Consider the following 18,321-nt stretch of genomic DNA (forward strand, 5'->3'; position numbering starts at 1 on the left):
GATCTGTACGGGCCTCTTCGCGGCTAAAGCCGCTCCCACAGGGAAATCACAGCATTCGAAGCGGTGAAAATCCCTGTAGGAGTGGGTTCACCCGCGAACACTGGCGCAGCCGGTGCCATTCAACAAAGGCCTTGGCGTCAGTCAGCGAATCTGATGCTTGTGCAGCAGCCGGTAAAACGTCGGCCGTGAAATCCCCAGCACCTTGGCCGCCACACTCAGGTTGTCACTGTGCCTGTTCAGCACATCGCACAGTGCCTGGCGTTCGGCCCGGTGCTTGTACTCTTCCAACGTACCCAGCGGCTGTTGCTCTTGGTCGAGCAGCTGCAGCCCCAGGTCTTGCGCCTCGATCTGCCGCCCTTCGGCCAGCACCAGGCCACGGCGCACGCGGTTGGCCAGCTCGCGCACATTGCCCGGCCAGTCATGCCGGCCCATCGCCGCCAGGGCGTGGTCGCTGAACGAGCGCGGCCGGCGCCCGGTTTCCAGGCTGTAGAAATGAGCAAAGTGGCTGGCCAGCATCGAGAGGTCGCCATGCCGGTCGCGCAACGGCGCGGTCACCACCTGCAACACGTTCAGGCGGTAATACAGGTCTTCGCGAAAGCGCCCTTGCTCGATGGCCCGTTCCAGGTCCACATGGGTGGCCGCCAGCACGCGCACATCCACCGGGATCGGCTGGCTACCGCCCACCCGCTCAATGTGCTTTTCCTGCAGAAAACGTAGCAGGTTGGCCTGCAACTCCAGCGGCAAGTCACCGATTTCATCAAGAAACAACGTGCCCCCATGGGCCGCTTCGATGCGCCCGGACTTACGCTGGTGCGCACCGGTGAAGGCGCCCTTCTCATGGCCGAACAGTTCGGACTGGATCAGGTGCTCGGGAATAGCCCCGCAGTTGATGGCAACGAAGGGCTGCTCGCTGCGTTGCGACTGGCGGTGCAGGGTGCGCGCCACCAGCTCCTTGCCGGTACCGCTCTCACCTCGGATCAGCACCGGCGACTCGGTGGGCGCCAGTTTGCCCAGCAATTTGCGTAGCTCACGGATCGGCCGGCTTTCGCCGAGCAGCTCGTGGGTGGCTTCATCCACCTTCACCGCCCCTTTGCCACGCAGGCGTGCCATGCCGAACGCCCGGCCAAGGGTGACCTGCACGCGGGAGACGTCGAATGGCAGGGTGTGGAAGTCGAAGAACCATTCGCAGACAAAATCGCCGACGGCCGGCATGCGCAGTTGTTCGGCACTGAGCACGGCAATCCATTCGGTATTGCTGCGTTTGATCATGTCCTTGACCGCATCAGGGTGCCTGAGGTGCGAAGCCTGCAAGCGCAACAGGCCTACATCACAAGGATGGTCCAGCGCCCCGCCGAGCACGCAGCTGTCCACATCCCAGCCAGCGCTGCGCAGGCCAGGTAACAATCGATGGCAGTCGTCACAGGGGTCGACGATAAGCAAACGGCGTTGGGCGGCAAGCTGTTGCATGACCAATCCTTGGCGCCAGTTTTTGGTTTTATGAAGTAAAACAGTAAGTTGTGGCGCCCGTTTAACAGTAGCAACGAAGTTGACGGTTCCCAGTACCGTCTGTCTGTCGACGCATTTTTTTACAAAGCATCACGGGAATTTTCGCGTTTAATCGACATCACATGGCGGCGCAGGCAAGAACGGATCGACCCTGACAAAAAATTTTACATCCATTGTGTGACTTGCCCCCGGACAACGAGCATCAGTACACATAACCCCGCGCTGCGCTTCGCGATGATTGAGGCGACTTTGAAGCAACGCGGACTTAACTTCGCTGTTTGGGACCATAGAGAGACCGAACCATGAACGCCCCGCTCCGTGTCAACGAAGCACTGCTGATTGCCGACCACGCCTTCGAACCTTTCCAGTGCGTAGCCTGGGATGCACCCAACGGTACTGGTGAACTGAGCCTGGCAGTGATCGACCGGACCAGCACCCGCATCGGCAGCAAACAAGTGTCTTCGCGCATCTATTCAGACCCGGCCCAGTGGGCCAGCCTGATCGAGGAAGTGCGCGCCGAACTGTGCGAAAAAGGCTATGACCTGCAACCATGGTCGATGCCGAAGTAAGAGTGCCCGGCAAACCAAGTGCGTGCAACGCCACGCACTTGTTCGAATGCAAAGTTGCTGTTCTGGCAACTTTCTCCATTGCGACATAGTGTCGCGCCAATACCATTCAGTCCAAGACTTTGAATTGCTGCAAGTGCTGGTAATAAGCCTGCAATTGCTCGGCCAGGCACTGTGCCCGCCCAAGGCGAACGGGTGAAAGTTCCATATCCACCAATAATGTTGGACAGGGCATGGGCTGTACAGCGCTCCCGAGCTGCAGGCGACCGTCGGTAAACACCAGGCAACGCACCGCTTCATCCGGATGGGCACGTTGCCGTGCCTGTAGCCAATGCCGTGCCTGTTCCAGGGCGGCGATCAGCGGCGTGCCGCCACCGGCACCCAAGGCTTGTAGCCAAGGCTGCAAGGCCGCCGAGGCCTTCAGGCCGTGGCGCTGCCATTGTGGCGTGCGTCCGCTGGCGGTCAGCAGGGCCAGCCGGGCGCGCTGGCGATAGGCCTGGTCGAACAGGGCTGCCAGCAGCCCTTTGGTCTGCGCCAGTGCCTGATGGCGACGGGTCGAGGCCGAGGCATCGACAATCACCAGCCACAGCTCTACGGGTTTGGCCTGGCGCTGTTGCCAGCATAGGTCCTGGCGCAGCCGTGGTCGCCCTTTGAGCAAGGTCGGCAGCCAAGCCACCCGCCCGGCCGCAGCACTGCGGGCCCGGCCACGGCTGGCCCCGGCCTGCTTGCCCGCGCCTGGTCTGGCATCCGCCCCTTTGGCAGGTGGCTGGCGAATGCTCAGGGCTTTTTTGCCCAGTTCGGCACCTCACGGCGCGCGCCGCTGGCTACCGGCTGCGCCGGCAATGCCCCCCAGTCGCCCTGCCCGCCCTGTTCGCCGGGCCTGCTTGCACCCTGCTGTTCGGGCTGTTGCAGCGCCGATGGTGGATTGGCCTGGGGCGTAACGCGCCGGCGATGGCGCAAGGCAAACTCGGCCACCGCATCGACATCCGCTTCCTCGATGACCGCACCACCACGCCAGGCGCAATGGGCGCGTGCGGCACGCAGCCAGACCAGGTCTGCACGCAGGCCATCGACACCTGCGGCGTAGCAGCGCTCGGTGATCCAGGCCAGCGCCTGGTCATCCAGGGCAATGCCATTCAAGGCATGGCGCGCCGCCTGGCAGCGTTCGCGCAACTGCGCCTGGGCCGCAGCCCATTGTGCACAGAAGGCCTGCGGGTCGTTGTCGAAAGCCAAGCGGCGGCGAATGATCTGCTGGCGGGCGTCAGGCTCAGGCAGGCCTTCGAGGGCCACGTTCAGGCCGAAACGGTCGAGCAGTTGCGGGCGCAGCTCACCCTCTTCCGGGTTCATGGTACCGATCAACACGAAGCGGGCACTGTGCCGGTGCGAGATGCCGTCACGTTCGATGCGGTTGGTGCCACTGGCCGCCACGTCGAGCAACAGGTCGACCAAGGTATCGGGCAGCAAGTTGACCTCATCGACATACAACACGCCACCGTCGGCCTGGGCCAGCACGCCGGGCGAGAACTGCGCCTTGCCCTGCCCCAGTGCGGCATCCAGATCCAGGGTGCCGACCAGCCGTTCTTCACTGGCGCCCAGTGGCAGGGTGACGAACGGGCCCTCACCCAGCAGGTCGGCCAGGCCACGGGCCAGCGTACTCTTGGCCATGCCACGTGGCCCTTCGATCAGCACGCCACCGATTCTAGGGTCGATGGCGGTCAGGCACAGTGCCAGTTTCAGGTCGTCGGCGCCGACCACCGCCGCCAGCGGGAATTGTACGGGTTCACTCATTTCAAGCCTGTTCCTCGCCGTCGAGCAGTTGCTCCTCAAGGGCTTCGCGATACTCACCCGGTTCTTGCCACAGCCCACGCTGCTGGGCCTCCAGCAAGCGTTCGGTAAGGTCGCGCAGGGCCTCGGGGTTGTGCTCGCGCATGAAGTCGCGGGTTGCCGGGTCGAGCACATAGGCATCGGCCAGCCCCTGGTAATGATGGTCGTCGATCAGGTGCGTGGTGGCGTCAAAGGCGAACAGGTTGTCGACCGTCGCCGCCATCTCGAAGGCCCCCTTGTAGCCGTGGCGCTTCACGCCATCGATCCACTTGGGGTTGAGCGCACGGGCGCGGATGACCCGGTTCAGCTCTTCCTTGAGGGTGCGGATGCGTGGCCGGTCGGCCTGGCTGTGGTCGCCGTGGTAACTGGCCACGGCGGCACCGGACAAGGTTTCCGATGCGGCCAGCATGCCGCCCTGGAACTGGTAGTAATCGTTGGAGTCGAGCAGGTCGTGCTCGTGGTTGTCCTGGTTCTGCAACACCGCCTGCACCTTGGCCAGGCGTTGAGCGAACTGCGCGCGGGCCGGGGTGCCTTCGTCACTGGCGCCGTAGGCGTAACCGCCGTGGTTGAGGTAGACCTCGGCCAGGTCGTCGCGGCTGTGCCACAGGCGCCCGTCGATGGCGTTCTGTACCCCGGCACCATAAGCACCGGGCTTGGCACCGAATACCCGCCAGCCGGCCTGGCGTGCGGCCTGCTCGGCGTCCACACCTTGCGCTTGCAGCGTGGCACGCTCGCTGCGCACCCGGGCAGCCAGGGGGTTGAGGTCGTCGGGTTCGTCCAGTGCGGCGACGGCCTGCACCGCTGCATCGAACAGGCGGATAAGGTTACCGAAGGCATCGCGGAAAAAGCCCGATACGCGCAAGGTCACATCCACCCGTGGGCGGTCGAGCAGGCTCAACGGCAGGATTTCGAAGTCGTCGACACGCTGGCTGCCAGTGGCCCACACCGGCCGCACGCCCATCAATGCCATGGCTTGGGCGATGTCGTCGCCGCCTGTACGCATGGTCGCCGTGCCCCACACCGACAGGCCGAGCTGGCGCAGGTGGTCGCCATGGTCCTGCAAGTGCCGCTCAAGGATCAGGTTGGCCGAGGCGAAGCCCAGGCGCCAGGCCGTGGTGGTGGGCAGGTTGCGCACGTCCACGGTGTAGAAGTTGCGGCCGGTGGGCAGCACGTCGAGGCGCCCACGGCTAGGCGCACCGCTAGGGCCTGCGGGCACGAAGCGCCCGGCCAGCGCTGCCAGCAGGCCATTCATTTCGGCTGCGCCGCAAGCGTCCAGGCTAGGGGCTACCGCTTCGCGCAAGGCCTGCACCACCTCGTGCACAGGCTGCCATTCGTTATGCTCGGGTAGCGGTACCGTGCCGGCCAAGGCCTGGCTGGTCACTTGAAGTGCCAACAGCTCAAGGCGCTCGCGGGTATCTCCACAGGTGCGCCACGGATCGCTGCTCATGGCCTGCAATTGCGCTGGGCGTGCGCCCTGCCAGGGCTGCCCAAGCTCACAATCGAGCGGATCGAAGCCCGGCACCAAGGCCTTGGCCAGGGCACGCAACAAGCTGGCATTGCCGCCGCGCCCGTCGCCCCGTTCAACCCGTAACAGTGCCAACAAGGTATCCAGGCGCAAGCGCCCTTCGGGCGACTGGCCGAACACGTGCAGGCCATCGCGAATCTGCGATTCCTTCAGGTCGCACAGGTAGGTGTCCAGGCGCGGCAGCCATATGGCGGCATCGTCCAGCTGCCCCTCCAGCTGCAGCTCGCGGTCGATGTGGTTGGCCTTGACCAACTCCAGGATGTCGCGCTGCAATTCGCGGGCACGCCGTGGGTCGAGCATCTGCGCTTCATAGAACTCGTCGGCCAGCTGCTCCAGGTGGCGCAACGGGCCATAGGTTTCGGCGCGGGTCAGCGGCGGCATCAGGTGGTCGATGATCACCGCCTGGGTACGGCGCTTGGCCTGGGCGCCCTCGCCGGGGTCGTTGACGATGAACGGGTAGATGTTCGGTAACGGGCCGAGCAAGGCGTCTGGCCAGCACTGCGCCGACAAACCGACGCCCTTGCCGGGCAGCCATTCGAGGTTGCCGTGCTTGCCGACGTGGATCACTGCATCGGCGGCGAAGGCATGGCGTAGCCAGAAGTGAAACGCCAGGTAGCCATGCGGCGGCACCAGATCGGGGTCGTGGTAGACCGCGCTCGGGTCTACTTGGTAGCCCCGGGCCGGCTGAATGCCGACAAAGGTCAGGCCATAACGCAGGCCGGCCACCATCAGCCGCCCACTGCGGTACATCGGGTCCTGCTCGGGCGGCCCCCAGCGCTCCAACACAGCCTGGCGGTTGGCCTCGGGCAGGCGCTCGAAGGCGGCCTGGTAGTCGGCCAGGCTCAGGCTTTGGGCGCAGGGGCGCAGGTCCAGGTGGTCGAGGTCGTTGGTTACGCCGCCAAGCAGTTGGTGAATCAGTTGTGTGCCGCTGCCCGGCAATTCGGCCAGCGGATAGCCCTCGGCCTGCAGTGCCTTGAGAATGTTCAAGGCGGCGGCAGGTGTGTCCAGGCCGACGCCATTGCCAATGCGGCCATCGCGGGTTGGGTAGTTGGCCAGCACCAGGGCCACGCGCTTCTGCGCATTGGGCAGGCGCGCCAGCTCAACCCAGCGGCGGGCCAGCTCGGCCACGAAGTCCATGCGTTCGGGGTGGGCGCGGTAGCACACCACATCGGACTGGCTGCGCTCGCTGTGCCAGGCCATGTCCTTGAAACTGACCGGCCGGGTGATGATGCGCCCATCCAGCTCAGGCAAGGCAATGTGCATCGCCAGGTCGCGCGCGCCCAACCCCTGCTCGCTGGCTTCCCAGCCGGGCTGGTTGTCCTGTGCGCAGATGGCCTGCAATACCGGGATGTCGCGGCGGAACGGGCGCAGGTTGGGGCGTTCGGGGCTGGACAGGGCAAAACCGGTGGTATTGACCAGCACTTCGGCGCCGACCTCGTCCAGCCAGGCTTCGACCTGCTCCAGGCAAGCGCTTTCCTTGAGGCTGGCCACCGCGATCGGCAACGGGTTCAGCCCGGCAGCCTGCAGGCGCTGGCAGAACACGTCGACAAATGCGGTGTTGGCGGCCTGCAGGTGCGAGCGGTAGAACAGCAATGGCGCTACCGGGTGCTCAGGGTGCCAATGCGGGTACCAGTCTTCCAGCGTGGTGCTGCCCTTGGCCGGGTGATACACCGCCGTGCGCGGCAAGGGCTGCGGCTCCTCCCAGGCATAGTCACGGCCCAGCCACTGGCTGGCCAGGCAGTTGAACAGGTTGATGGCATTGGCCTTGCCGCCCTGGCGCAAGTAGTGCCAGAGGCGCTCGGCCTGCTCGCCAGCGACAGTGCCCAGGGCGGTCAGCTCCGGGTCCGGGCGGTCATCGCCCGGCACCAGAATCAGCTGCACGCCACGGGCGGCCAGCTCGACCAGTTGCTCAACGCCATAGCGCCAGTAACCGACACCGCCGTGCAGCGACACCAGGATGACTTTGGCATGGCGCAGCACCTGGTCGACATACAGGTCGACCGACGCGTGGTTTTGCACCTGCATCGGGTTGGCCAGACGCAGGCTGGGGAAGTCGTCAGGCAATTGCTCGGCGGTATCGGCGAGCAATGCCAGGTGTGAATCGCCGCTGCAGAGAATCACCAGCTCGGCGGGTGTCTGGCCGAGGTCGGCAATGCTGTCATCCGGCACGAAGCCGCCGGGCTGGGTCCGCAGCAGGTGCATGGGTCAGGCGCCCAGGGCCTGGCGCAGGCGCGCTTCCAACTGGGCTGCGTCAAGGTCCTGGCCAATCAGCACCAGGCGGGTGATGCGCGGCTCGTCAGCACGCCAGGCGCGATCGAAGTGTTTGTCGAAACGGGTACCCACGCCTTGCACCAGCAGGCGCATCGGCTTGCCCGGGATGGCGGCGAAGCCTTTGGCGCGCAGGATGCCGAACTCCACCACCAGCTGGGTCAGGGCGTCGAGCAGCAGGCTTTCGTCGGCTTCTGGCAGGTCGATGGAGATGGAGTCGAAGGCATCGTGGTCATGATCATCATGGTCGTCACCGTCGTGGTGCGAGTCATGGTGGGTACGGCGGCCATCGATGTGTGCCTCGGACTCGGCGCCCACGCCCAGCAGCACCTCCAGCGGCAGCTTGCCGCTGCTGGCTTCGATCACCTTGACGGCTGGCGGCAGCTCTTCGGCCACTTCGGCACGGACCTTGGCCAGGCCTTCGGCGTCGATCAGGTCAGCCTTGTTCAGTACCACCAGGTCGGCGCTGGCCAACTGGTCGGCGAACAGTTCGTGCAGCGGCGATTCGTGGTCCAGGTTAGGGTCGAGCTTGCGCTGGGCATCGACCTGGTCCGGGTAGGCAGCGAACGTGCCGGCAGCCACGGCCGGGCTGTCGACGACGGTGATGACCGCATCGACGGTGCAGGCATTGCGGATTTCTGGCCACTGGAAGGCTTGCACCAGCGGCTTGGGCAGGGCCAGGCCGCTGGTTTCGATCAGGATGTGGTCCAGGTCACCTCGGCGTGCCACCAGCTCGCGCATCACCGGGAAGAACTCTTCCTGCACGGTGCAGCACAGGCAGCCGTTGGCCAGCTCGTAGACGCGGCCACTGGCTTCTTCTTCGGTGCAGCCGATGCTGCACTGCTTGAGGATTTCGCCGTCGATGCCCAGTTCGCCGAATTCGTTGACGATGACCGCAATGCGACGGCCCTGGGCGTTGTCGAGCATGTGGCGCAGCAAGGTGGTCTTGCCCGAGCCGAGGAAGCCGGTGACGATGGTGACGGGGAGCTTGGCCAGTGTTTTCATGTCGCAGTGCCCTTGGCAGTGTGGCGCGGGCATGCAGGACGACAGCCACGGGCCAGGCCGGCCGAGCTTGTTCGCCACCGGATCACCCCGCCCGGTTTAAAGTCGAAAACGTGACGAGGCAGGTCTCCTGGCTCGCACCGTTCCATAGGCCTGACAAACAGCAGGCGGTGGCGGGATGACGCCTTCCCGCGCGCGGGCGCAGTGGCTGTGTCGATCCGTTATCGGTGCTTACAGTTGCGGGGGCAGCCGCGGCTTGTACCGCGTTCCCGTCTTAGCTTCGGCCTGGCCGAAGAACCTCGAAGTGGCAAGGCTACGCAGTGGCTGGCGGGTGGTCAACCGTTGCGCAGGGCTGGCTGACCACAAGGCACCCAACTGCGTTACAGTGGCGCCTTCAACTACGTTCAAGGATGCCCCATGCACCTCGCCCCCGCCATACCGGTACTGCGCATCTTCTCGGTCGACAAGGCCAAGGAGTTCTACCTTGACTTCCTCGGTTTCAGCGTGGACTGGGAGCACCGCTTCAGCCCGGACCTGCCCCTGTATGTGCAAATTCACCGCGACGGGCTGATTTTGCACCTTTCCGAGCACCACGGTGATGCCTGCCCCGGCTCCACCGTGTTCGCCCGCATCGACGACCTGCGCGCGCTGGAGCGTGAACTCCAGGATAAACAATACGGCTACGCTCGCCCCGAAGCCGAACGCCTGGACTGGGGCCTGCAGATGCAGGTGTATGACCCGTTTGGCAACCGCCTGCGCTTTTGCCAGCAGATCGATGACGAGGCCACCCCTTGAAAGCGTTGGGCAAGCGCGAAATGGCCCGGTTGGAGCGGGAACTGGTGGCGTGCCTGACCGAAGCCTGCGAAACCGCCAAGGTGGAAATCGTCGGTTTCAGTTGGCTTACCCACCGGCTCGACCCCGAGGATTTTCCGGGCAGCCTGCGCGTGACCTGGGTGTTCGAGCAAGAGGCCGACAAAACCGCTGCCGTGGCAGGCCAGGCGAAGGCGCGCATGCTGGCACTGACCAGCCAGGCGTTGGAGCAGGCAGAAATACAACTGGATCACCCTGCCTGGCACGTGCGCTTCGACAGCGAAGAGGCCTGCGCGCGCGGCCACGCCGGCGACTGGGGTAGCCGCTTGGCTGGGCGTTAAACCGAGTAAAGCACCCGCAAGCACTGCATTATCCTGTGGGAGCGGGCTTGCCCGCGAAGCATGCGACGCGGTGTATGGCACCGGCTTCGCCGGTGTTCGCGGGCAAGCCCGCTCCCACAGGATCCGAGGCGCGCTCACGGGCGAAGACCAATACTCAAGCTTTACCCGTAATCTCCAGTTCGTTAGGCTCTACATTCCCCAACAAAGAGGTGTTCGTCCAATGCGCCACTGATGCCGCCGTCCCCTTCGACGGCCAGTCTTCAGCCTCCGGTTCGCTCCGGAGATGTCGCGGCATTTGTGGAGTTGTGCATGACGAACACGTCAATCCTGACGCTGGACAGCGTCTCCCTGACCTTGCCGGATGGCAGGCAGCTGTTTACCGACCTTAACGAAACCTTTGACCACCGCCGCACTGGCCTTGTCGGGCGCAATGGTGTGGGCAAGAGCTTGCTCGGGCAGATTCTGGCCGGCCAGCGCGAACCGAGCAGCGGCCATTGTCGACGCCTTGGCCGTATTCACCTGCTGAACCAGCAGGTGATCGGGCAGAGCGCCACGGTTGCCGACCTGGCCCAGGCCGGCACGCTGATCGCAGCGCTGGCGCGTATCGAGCAAGGCAGCATCGAGCCCCAGGATTTTGACACCGTAGGCGAGCGCTGGGATATCCGCGAACAATTGCAGATACACCTGCAACGCCACGGCCTGGGGCACCTGAACTGGCGCCAGCCCGCCAGCAGCCTGAGCGGCGGCCAGGCCATGCGCGTGGCGCTGATTGGCGCGTGGCTAAGCAATGCCGACTACCTGATTCTTGACGAACCCAGCAATCACCTGGACAGCGAAGCCCGCGCCCAGCTGCTGGGCCTGATCGAAGCCTGGGACCGGGGCCTGCTGGTGATCAGCCACGACCGCAGCCTGCTGGCACACATGGTGCGTATCGTCGAGCTGTCCAGCCTGGGGTTGCAGGCCTATGGCGGCAATTACAGCTTCTATACAGAACAAAAGGCCAGCCAGACAACCCAGGCCCAGCAGCAACTCGCCCGGTTGAAGCAGGCGCAGCAACGCCAGGCCCGTGAACTGCAACGCCAGCGCGAAGACCTGGAGCGCCATCAGGCCCGGGCCGGGCGCCAGGCCAGGCACGCCAATCAGGCCAAAATTCTTGTCGATCGCCAGCACGAGCGCAGCCAGGCCACGGCGGGCAAGCAGCGTCGCGCCCACGGCGAAGCCCGGCAGGCCCTGCATGACCAAGTGCGCGATGCCGCCCGCAAGGTCGAGCAGGACACCGCCATTACCTTGCATGCCCCCACACCTCAGTGCCATGCAGGCCGCGAAGTGCTGGCCCTCCAGGCGCTTCGCCTGCCCCGTGGCACCCGCAAACCGATCGACCTGCGCGTATGCCTGGGCCAGCGGGTGGGTTTGGTCGGTGCCAATGGCAGTGGCAAGTCTACCCTGCTCAGGCTGCTGAACGGGGAATTACCGGCATCGCCTGACAACGTGCGCCTCACGGGCGAGACGGCCCTGCTCGACCAGCATTGCAGCACGTTATGCGGCCACAGCAGTGTGCTCGACCACCTGGGCAAGGCCAACCCGGCAATGGCGCAGGGCGAATTACGCAGCCGCCTGGCCCAGCTCGGGCTGGATGCGGCCCGTATCGAACTGCCCAGCAGCCTGCTCAGCGGCGGAGAACGGATGAAGGCGGCACTGGCCGCCGTGTTGTACCGCGAACGGCCGCTCGACCTGTTACTGCTGGACGAACCCGGCAACCACCTGGACCTGCCGTCACTGGCCGCACTGGAGCGCATGCTGGGGCAGTTTGGCGGGGCGCTCATGGTGGCATCCCATGATGCAGTACTGCTGCAAAACCTGGCGCTGGATGAGTACCTGCAGTTGTAGATACCGAAAAAAATGCATCGCAGGCTATCAATTCGTGACTGGCCGTTCCCGATCCGCCACGGATGTATTATGGTGGCGTGGTGCGCATATAACAGCAGCCCGAGCGATCGGGCACTTGCAAGACAATGAGGGTGTCATGAGCAACGAAAGCATTAATTGGGACAAGCTGGGTTTCGACTACATCAAGACCGACAAACGCTACCTGTCCGTATGGCGCAATGGCGAGTGGGACAAGGGCACCCTGACCGAAGACAACGTACTGCACATCAGTGAAGGCTCCACTGCCCTGCACTATGGCCAGCAGTGCTTCGAGGGCCTGAAGGCCTACCGTTGCAAGGATGGCTCGATCAACCTGTTCCGCCCGGACCAGAACGCCGCCCGCATGCAGCGCAGCTGCGCCCGCCTGCTGATGCCGCACGTGCCCACCGATGTGTTCATCGAAGCGTGCAAGCAAGTGGTCAAGGCCAACGAAAAGTTCGTGCCACCGCACGGCAAAGGCGCCCTCTACCTGCGCCCGTTCGTGATCGGCACCGGCGACAACATTGGCGTGCGCACCGCCCCCGAGTTCATCTTCTCGGTATTCGCCATCCCGGTTGGCTCGTACTTCAAGGGCGGCATGAAGCCGCACAACTTCCAGATCTCCAGCTTCGACCGCGCCGCCCCACAAGGCACCGGTGCGGCCAAGGTCGGTGGCAACTACGCCGCCAGCCTGCAGCCAGGCGCTGAAGCCAAGAAGGCCAACTTCGCCGACGCCATCTACCTCGACCCACTGACCCACACCAAGATCGAAGAAGTCGGTTCGGCCAACTTCTTCGGCATCACCGCCAACAACGAGTTCGTGACCCCGAAATCGGCCTCAGTACTGCCAGGCATCACCCGCCTGTCGCTGATGGAACTGGCACAATCGCGCCTGGGCCTGACCGTGATCGAAGGTGATGTCGAAATCAACAAGCTGGACCGCTTCATCGAAGCGGGCGCTTGCGGCACTGCTGCGGTGATCACCCCGATCGGCGGTATCGAGTACAACGGCAAGCTGCACGTGTTCCACGACTTGGAAAAGGTCGGCCCGGTTACCCAGAAGCTCTACAACGAGCTGACCGGTATCCAGAGCGGTGACGTTGAAGCACCGGCAGGCTGGATCGTCAAAGTCGCCTGAGGCGCTTTAGCAGTATGAAAAACGGGGCATGCCTGCAATGGCATGCCCCGTTTTTATTGGCCAGCAAGGCGCCGCTGCATCAGCAAATGCCGAGCTTTGTCGAACGCCCAGTTGTACAACACGGTGTAGGGCAGGATGATCACGAAGAAGCCCAGTTCCACCATGAACGCCTGCAGCAGCGAGATATCCAGCATCCACGCCGCCACCGGCAAGCACCACACCACCAGCCCGGCCTCGAAGCCCAGACCGTGCACAAAACGCGCACTGGCCTTCCAGTGGATACGCTCGGTCTGTACCCAGCGATCGACCAGCGCGTTGTAGACCATGTTCCACAGCATGGCGATCACCGACAGGGTGACCGCCAAGGCCCCCGCCGTCGCCAGCGATTTGCCCATTACCCAGGACAACAGCGGCGCACACAACAACACCGCGAACACTTCGTAACCTACGGCGTGAACCAGGCGCTCGGTGAAAGACACGTTTTTCATTGCAAAATCCATCCATTGCGTAAGTCGTGCTTTCCATTTTCTTTGGTAAAACTGATACTCGCGACATAGTTACCATCGGTTTTATCAATACCATGCGCTACTCACCCGAAGCTCTGGTTGCCTTTGTCGAAGCCGCATCGCTCGGTTCGTTCTCCGCTGCGGCGCGCAAACTGCGCAAAAGCCAGTCCACCGTCAGCATTGCCATTGCCAATTTCGAGGCGGATATTGGCTGCCCGCTGTTCGACCGGGGTGGCCGCCACCCCACGCTGAATGAGGCGGGCCGACAGGTGCTGAGCCACGTGGAGGCCATTCTTGATGCCAGCGCCCAGCTCGATGCCTTGGCGGTGCGGCTGGCGGAAAACGTGGAGCCGTTGGTGTCGGTGGTGATGTCGGACAGCTACAGCGTCACCTTCCAGGGCGCGGTAATGGCCCGTTTCGCCGAGCACTATCCACATACCGAATTGCGCTGCGGCCCAGCGGAGGACGCTGATGTGATCGACATGATCCAGCAGGGCCTGGCGCATGTCGGCATCCTTGCCACGCAACCCGGCTACCCCGCCGACGTTGCCGTTGCCCGCTTGCCCGAACAGGCGGAGTTTGGTGTGTATGTGGCCAGCGGGCATCCGCTGGCGGGCCTTGGACAGGTGCAAACACAGCACCTCGAAAACGCCCGGCAGCTGTACATCAAGACCTACGCCCCCAGCCTGCATCACGGCCGTGGTCAGGCTTGGTCGGCACCGGATTACCTCACGTTGCTGGAGTTCGCCGTGCGCGGGTTTGGCTGGGCCGAGCTGCCGAGGGCGCTGGTGGCAAGGTTTGGCATCGAGTTGGTGGAGCTGCAGATGGCGGGATACCCGCGCCGTGTCAATATGGATGTGGCCTGGTCTAGCCGGCGGGCGTTGGGGCCGGCGGGGCAATGGCTGGTACGGCAGATGCTGGGGCGGTAGCCCTTCTTTGCCCCCTTGTGCACCAAAACGCAAGATCCAGTACACCCAGCGACAAGCCTTCCCCCCACCCTCCCCCTTAGCCTGTCACCACGCGCCGCCCCCGCTGCGGCACGCACCCAAAGCACAAGAACAAACGTTGGTGACCTATGCAGACAGTAGATCCGATCACCCTTGCGGTTGTCCGGGGTGCGCTGGAGACAGCGCAACGCGAAATGACCCTGACCCTGGAAAAGACCGGCCGGTCCAGTGTGTTCAACCTGGCCCACGACTATTCCAACTCGCTGTTCGACCACCTGCCGGAAATGATCCTGCAGGGCCAGGACATCCCCATTCACCTGGGCTCGCTGATCCCGGCCATGAAGTGCGTGGCCGAGTTCTTTGGCGACGACATCGCCGAAGGCGATGTGATCTACCACAACGACCCGGCCTACAAGGGCAGCCATATTCTCGACTGCTGCATGTACAAACCGGTGTACTACCAGGGCGAGCTGGTGTTCTGGACCGTGTGCAAGGGCCACCTGACCGACATCGGCGGCCCGGTGCCTGCCGGCTACAACCCCGACGCCAAGGAGATCTACGCCGAGGGCCTGCGCATTCCACCCGTCAAGCTGTGGGAAAAAGGCAAACGCCGCGAAGACGTGATCAACTTCATGCTCACCAACATGCGCGCACGCCCCTTCCAGGAAGGCGACCTCAATGCCCAGTACGGCGCTTGCAAGGTGGGCGAGCGGCACTTGCTGGAGCTGCTCGACAAGTACGGCGTGGTCCAAGTACGTGCCTGCATCGCCGAGCTGAAGGACATGGCCGACCGGCACATGCGCGCGCTGTTGCGCGACGTGCCGGACGGTGATTACAGCGGCACCGCCGTGCTCGAAGATGCTGGCCACGGCCTGGGCGAGCTGGCCATCACCGCCCATGTGCAGATTCGCGGTGACCAGGCCCATGTGAGCATCGACAGCCCGCCACAAGTGCCCTACTTCATCAACTCCTACGAGGGCAACTCGGTGTCGGGCGTATACCTGGGGCTGATGATGTTCGCTCAGGTGGCGCCGCCCTACAACGAAGGCCTGTACCGCTGCGTCACGGTCGATGTCGGGCCCAAAGGGACCCTGTGCAACGCCGAAGAACCGGCACCCCACGTCAACTGCACCACCACGCCGATGGAAACCCTGGCCGATGCCGTGCGCACTGCGCTGGAGCAAGCCTCGCCACAACGGGTGACGGCCTCCTGGGGGCATACCAGCGGTATCAACATTGCCGGCCATGACCCGCGCAACGGCAACAGCGAGTACGTGACCATGGTGCTGGCCTCGATCATTGCCGGTGCCGGTGCCAACAAGGTGATGGATGGCTGGCACGCGTGCGGCCCGCTGTGCTGCTTCGGCGCGCTGATGAGCGGTGACATCGAGCTGCTGGAACATGCCTACCCGGTGCTCATCCACCGCTACAGCCTGATGGCCGACAGTGGCGGCGCTGGCGAGTTTCGCGGTGGTTCGGGCACCCGGCTGGAGATCGAGCCGCTGGACCACGCCATGACCGTGGTCGGCTTCGGTGAAGGCCGGCAACTGCCCACCGCCGGTGCCGCCGGGGCACGCAATGCGCTGCTGGAGCCCAAGCTGGGCAGGCTGATCCACCGCCACGCCGATGGCAGCGAAGACCACTACACGCAAAACCCGATGCTCACCCTGCAGCCCGGTGAGCGAATCATCAACATCAACCCCGGTGGCGGTGGCTACGGCGACCCGCTGCGCCGGCCGATTGCCGCCGTCCTGCAAGACCTGCGCAACGGCCTGGTCTCGCCCCAGGGCGCAGCCCTGGAATACGGCGTGGTCGTCGATGCCGATGGCCAGCTGGATGAACCCGCAACCCGCCTTGCCCGCGCCCCGCACTGACCGGAGACCCATCATGCGCAACCAATATCGCCTGGGCATCGACGCCGGCGGCACCTTCACCGATTTCATCCTGGCCGACCGCGACGGCGGCGTGCAGCTGTTCAAAGCCCCGTCCACGCCGCAGGACGGCACCCTGGCCATTCGGGCCGGGCTGGCGCAGATCGCCGACGCCACCGGCCGCAGCCCGGCCGAGCTGATTGCCAACTGTGACCTGTGCATCAACGGCACCACCGTCGCCCTCAACGCGCTGATCGAGCGTACCGGGGTCAAGGTGGGCCTGCTGTGCACCGAAGGCCACGAAGACAGCCTGGAAATCCGCTTGGGGCACAAGGAAGAAGGCCACCGCTACGACGCCCACTATCCGCCAGCGCACATGCTCGCCCCCCGCCACCTGCGCCGCCCGATTGGTGGCCGCATCCTCGGCGATGGCCGTGAGCACAGCCCGCTGGACGAACGCGCCATCCACGCCGCCATCGACTACTTCCGTGCCGAAGGCGTAGAGGCCGTGGCCATTTCCTTCCTGTGGTCGGTGCGCAACCCCAGCCATGAGCAGCGTGCCGCCGAGCTGGTGCGGGCAGCCCTGCCCGGGGTATTCGTCTGCACGGGCTGCGAGGTGTTTCCGCAGATTCGCGAGTACACCCGCACCTCCACCACGGTGGTCAACGCCTACCTCAGCCCGGTGATGGCCCGCTATGTGGCGCGCATCGACAGCCTGTTCCACGAGCTTGGCGTGCAACAACCGGTGCGTTACTTCCAGTCCAACGGTGGCCTGGCGCCGGGGCACCTGATGCGTGAGCGCGCGGTCAATGCCATCAACTCCGGCCCCGCCTCGGCGCCCCAAGCCGGGCTAGCGGTGGCACGGCCATTCGGTATCGACAACGTCATTACCGTGGACATGGGGGGCACCTCGTTCGACATCACCCTGACCAACGCCGGGCGCACCAACTTCAGCAAGGATGTGGACTTCCTGCGCCAGCGCATTGGCGTGCCGATGATTCAGGTGGAGACGCTGGGTGCTGGCGGCGGCTCCATCGCCCACCTGGACGAGTTCGGCATGCTGCAGGTCGGCCCGCGCAGCGCCGGTGCCATGCCGGGGCCCGTGTGCTACGGCAAAGGCGGCAGTGAGCCCACGGTAACCGACGCCAACCTGGCGCTGGGCTACCTCCCGGATGGTGCACTGTTGGGCGGCAGCATCCGCCTGAACCGCCAGGCCGCACTGGATGCCATACGCAGCAAGATCGCCGAGCCACTGGGCATCAGCGTGGAACGGGCGGCGTTCGGCATCACTACATTGGTGAACCTGAACATGGTCAACGGCATTCGCCGCGTGTCCATTGAGCGCGGCCACGACCCGCGCGACTTCGCCCTGATTGGCGCAGGCGGTGCGGCGGGCATGCACGTGGTCCGCCTGGCCGAGGAAATCGGCATGCAGACCGTGCTGATCCCCAAGGTGGCCTCGGGCTTGTGTGCGTTCGGCCAGATCCTGTCCGATGTACGTTACGACCAGCTCACCAGCCTGTCGATGCGCCTGGACGCCGGGCATGTGAACCTGGAGCAGCTCAACCACGCCCTTGCCGAACTGCGCCAGCAAGGCCTGGCCAACTTGCGCCAAGACGGCTTTGGCGACCAGGCCAGCAGTTGCCACTACACCCTGGAAATGCGCTACCAGGGGCAGATCCATGAATGCAGCGTGGAGCTGGCGCAGCATGCCCTGGATGAAGCAGGCCTGGCCGCGCTGATCAACCGCTTCCACAGCCGCCACCAGACCCTGTACTCGTACAGCGAACCCGACAGCCCGGTGGAACTGGTGAACCTTGAGTGCTCGGTAATCGGCCACCTGCCACGCCCACCGCAACCTGAGTTGCAGGGCCCGGCCGAACCGCCGGCAGCCACCCCGCAAAGCGTCCGGCCGATGCTGTTCAGCGCCGACGGCGCGTGGCAACCCACGCCCGTGTTCAACGGCAATCGTCTGCTGCCGGGGCAGACCGTGCAGGGCCCCTGCGTGATCGAGGAGGACACCACCAACATCGTCGTGCCGCCGGGCTGGCAGGCGCGCCTGGAGCCTTCGGCCACCTACCGGGTGACACGAGGGGCTTGATCAAACGGTCG

Annotated in this window: 14 protein-coding genes and 1 riboswitch; of the genes, 8 read left to right on the forward strand and 6 right to left on the reverse strand. The window is 64.5% G+C overall.

All coding sequences use genetic code 11. The features are described from left to right. Positions 1-141: 141 nt before the first annotated feature. The gene (locus ACF8MI_RS25680; RefSeq protein ID WP_200929395.1) at positions 142-1,467 is read right to left on the reverse strand and encodes a sigma-54 dependent transcriptional regulator; all 1,326 of its coding nucleotides are present in this window, start codon (positions 1,465-1,467) and stop codon (positions 142-144) included. A gap of 341 nt (positions 1,468-1,808) precedes the next feature. Here ACF8MI_RS25680 and ACF8MI_RS25685 point away from each other — a divergent pair, with 341 nt between their 5' ends. Further along, complete coding sequence (locus ACF8MI_RS25685) at positions 1,809-2,075, forward strand: hypothetical protein (RefSeq protein WP_013972506.1); 267 nt, start codon at positions 1,809-1,811, stop codon at positions 2,073-2,075. 106 nt (positions 2,076-2,181) lie between these two features. Here the strand turns inward: ACF8MI_RS25685 and ACF8MI_RS25690 are convergent, their stop codons facing one another. The 4 genes from ACF8MI_RS25690 to cobW form a co-directional block, all read right to left on the reverse strand. Beyond that, on the reverse strand, positions 2,182-2,748 hold the full coding sequence (locus ACF8MI_RS25690; RefSeq protein ID WP_200929396.1) for a VWA domain-containing protein: 567 nt from the start codon (positions 2,746-2,748) through the stop codon (positions 2,182-2,184). Positions 2,749-2,849: 101 nt separating this feature from the next. Next, on the reverse strand, positions 2,850-3,860 hold the full coding sequence (locus ACF8MI_RS25695; RefSeq protein ID WP_164524587.1) for an ATP-binding protein: 1,011 nt from the start codon (positions 3,858-3,860) through the stop codon (positions 2,850-2,852). Position 3,861: 1 nt separating this feature from the next. Beyond that, positions 3,862-7,623 carry a cobaltochelatase subunit CobN gene (gene cobN / locus ACF8MI_RS25700; protein WP_200929397.1) on the reverse strand — a complete coding sequence of 1,254 codons (3,762 nt, stop codon included), beginning with the start codon at positions 7,621-7,623 and terminating at the stop codon, positions 3,862-3,864. A gap of 3 nt (positions 7,624-7,626) precedes the next feature. Then, complete coding sequence (gene cobW / locus ACF8MI_RS25705) at positions 7,627-8,694, reverse strand: cobalamin biosynthesis protein CobW (protein WP_003247913.1); 1,068 nt, start codon at positions 8,692-8,694, stop codon at positions 7,627-7,629. Positions 8,695-8,793: 99 nt separating this feature from the next. Further along, positions 8,794-9,008: riboswitch (cobalamin riboswitch) on the reverse strand. 100 nt (positions 9,009-9,108) lie between these two features. On the opposite strand from cobW, the gene ACF8MI_RS25710 reads away from it, so the two are divergent. From ACF8MI_RS25710 to ACF8MI_RS25725, 4 genes are all read left to right on the forward strand, one after another. After that, complete coding sequence (locus ACF8MI_RS25710; protein WP_200929398.1) at positions 9,109-9,486, forward strand: glyoxalase superfamily protein; 378 nt, start codon at positions 9,109-9,111, stop codon at positions 9,484-9,486. Then, positions 9,483-9,842 carry a hypothetical protein gene (locus tag ACF8MI_RS25715; protein ID WP_200929399.1) on the forward strand — a complete coding sequence of 120 codons (360 nt, stop codon included), beginning with the start codon at positions 9,483-9,485 and terminating at the stop codon, positions 9,840-9,842. Before ACF8MI_RS25710 ends, ACF8MI_RS25715 begins: the two co-directional genes overlap by 4 nt. 309 nt (positions 9,843-10,151) lie before the next feature. After that, positions 10,152-11,729 (forward strand): ATP-binding cassette domain-containing protein, encoded by a 1,578-nt coding sequence (locus tag ACF8MI_RS25720; RefSeq protein ID WP_200929400.1) that lies wholly within the window; start codon positions 10,152-10,154, stop codon positions 11,727-11,729. A 136-nt stretch (positions 11,730-11,865) separates the two neighbouring features. After that, positions 11,866-12,885: a branched-chain amino acid aminotransferase gene (locus ACF8MI_RS25725; RefSeq protein WP_012272061.1), complete on the forward strand. Its 1,020-nt coding sequence runs from the start codon at positions 11,866-11,868 to the stop codon at positions 12,883-12,885. 53 nt (positions 12,886-12,938) lie between these two features. Here ACF8MI_RS25725 and ACF8MI_RS25730 read toward each other — a convergent pair whose 3' ends face one another. Further along, the gene (locus tag ACF8MI_RS25730) at positions 12,939-13,373 is read right to left on the reverse strand and encodes a multidrug/biocide efflux PACE transporter (RefSeq protein ID WP_104834630.1); all 435 of its coding nucleotides are present in this window, start codon (positions 13,371-13,373) and stop codon (positions 12,939-12,941) included. Between the two features lie 92 nt (positions 13,374-13,465). Here ACF8MI_RS25730 and ACF8MI_RS25735 point away from each other — a divergent pair, with 92 nt between their 5' ends. The 3 genes from ACF8MI_RS25735 to ACF8MI_RS25745 all read left to right on the forward strand — a co-directional run bounded on the left by ACF8MI_RS25735 (position 13,466) and on the right by ACF8MI_RS25745 (position 18,310). Continuing rightward, the gene (locus tag ACF8MI_RS25735; RefSeq protein WP_060497132.1) at positions 13,466-14,320 is read left to right on the forward strand and encodes a LysR family transcriptional regulator; all 855 of its coding nucleotides are present in this window, start codon (positions 13,466-13,468) and stop codon (positions 14,318-14,320) included. A 146-nt stretch (positions 14,321-14,466) separates the two neighbouring features. Then, positions 14,467-16,212 carry a hydantoinase B/oxoprolinase family protein gene (locus ACF8MI_RS25740; protein WP_060496957.1) on the forward strand — a complete coding sequence of 582 codons (1,746 nt, stop codon included), beginning with the start codon at positions 14,467-14,469 and terminating at the stop codon, positions 16,210-16,212. Positions 16,213-16,225: 13 nt separating this feature from the next. Continuing rightward, positions 16,226-18,310, forward strand: coding sequence for a hydantoinase/oxoprolinase family protein (locus ACF8MI_RS25745; protein WP_060496958.1), 2,085 nt, complete (start codon positions 16,226-16,228; stop codon positions 18,308-18,310). Positions 18,311-18,321: the final 11 nt, after the last annotated feature.

Origin of the sequence: Pseudomonas sp. yb_9 (assembly GCF_043103635.1) — a bacterium.
GTDB classification, from domain to species: Bacteria; Pseudomonadota; Gammaproteobacteria; order Pseudomonadales; family Pseudomonadaceae; genus Aquipseudomonas; species Aquipseudomonas monteilii.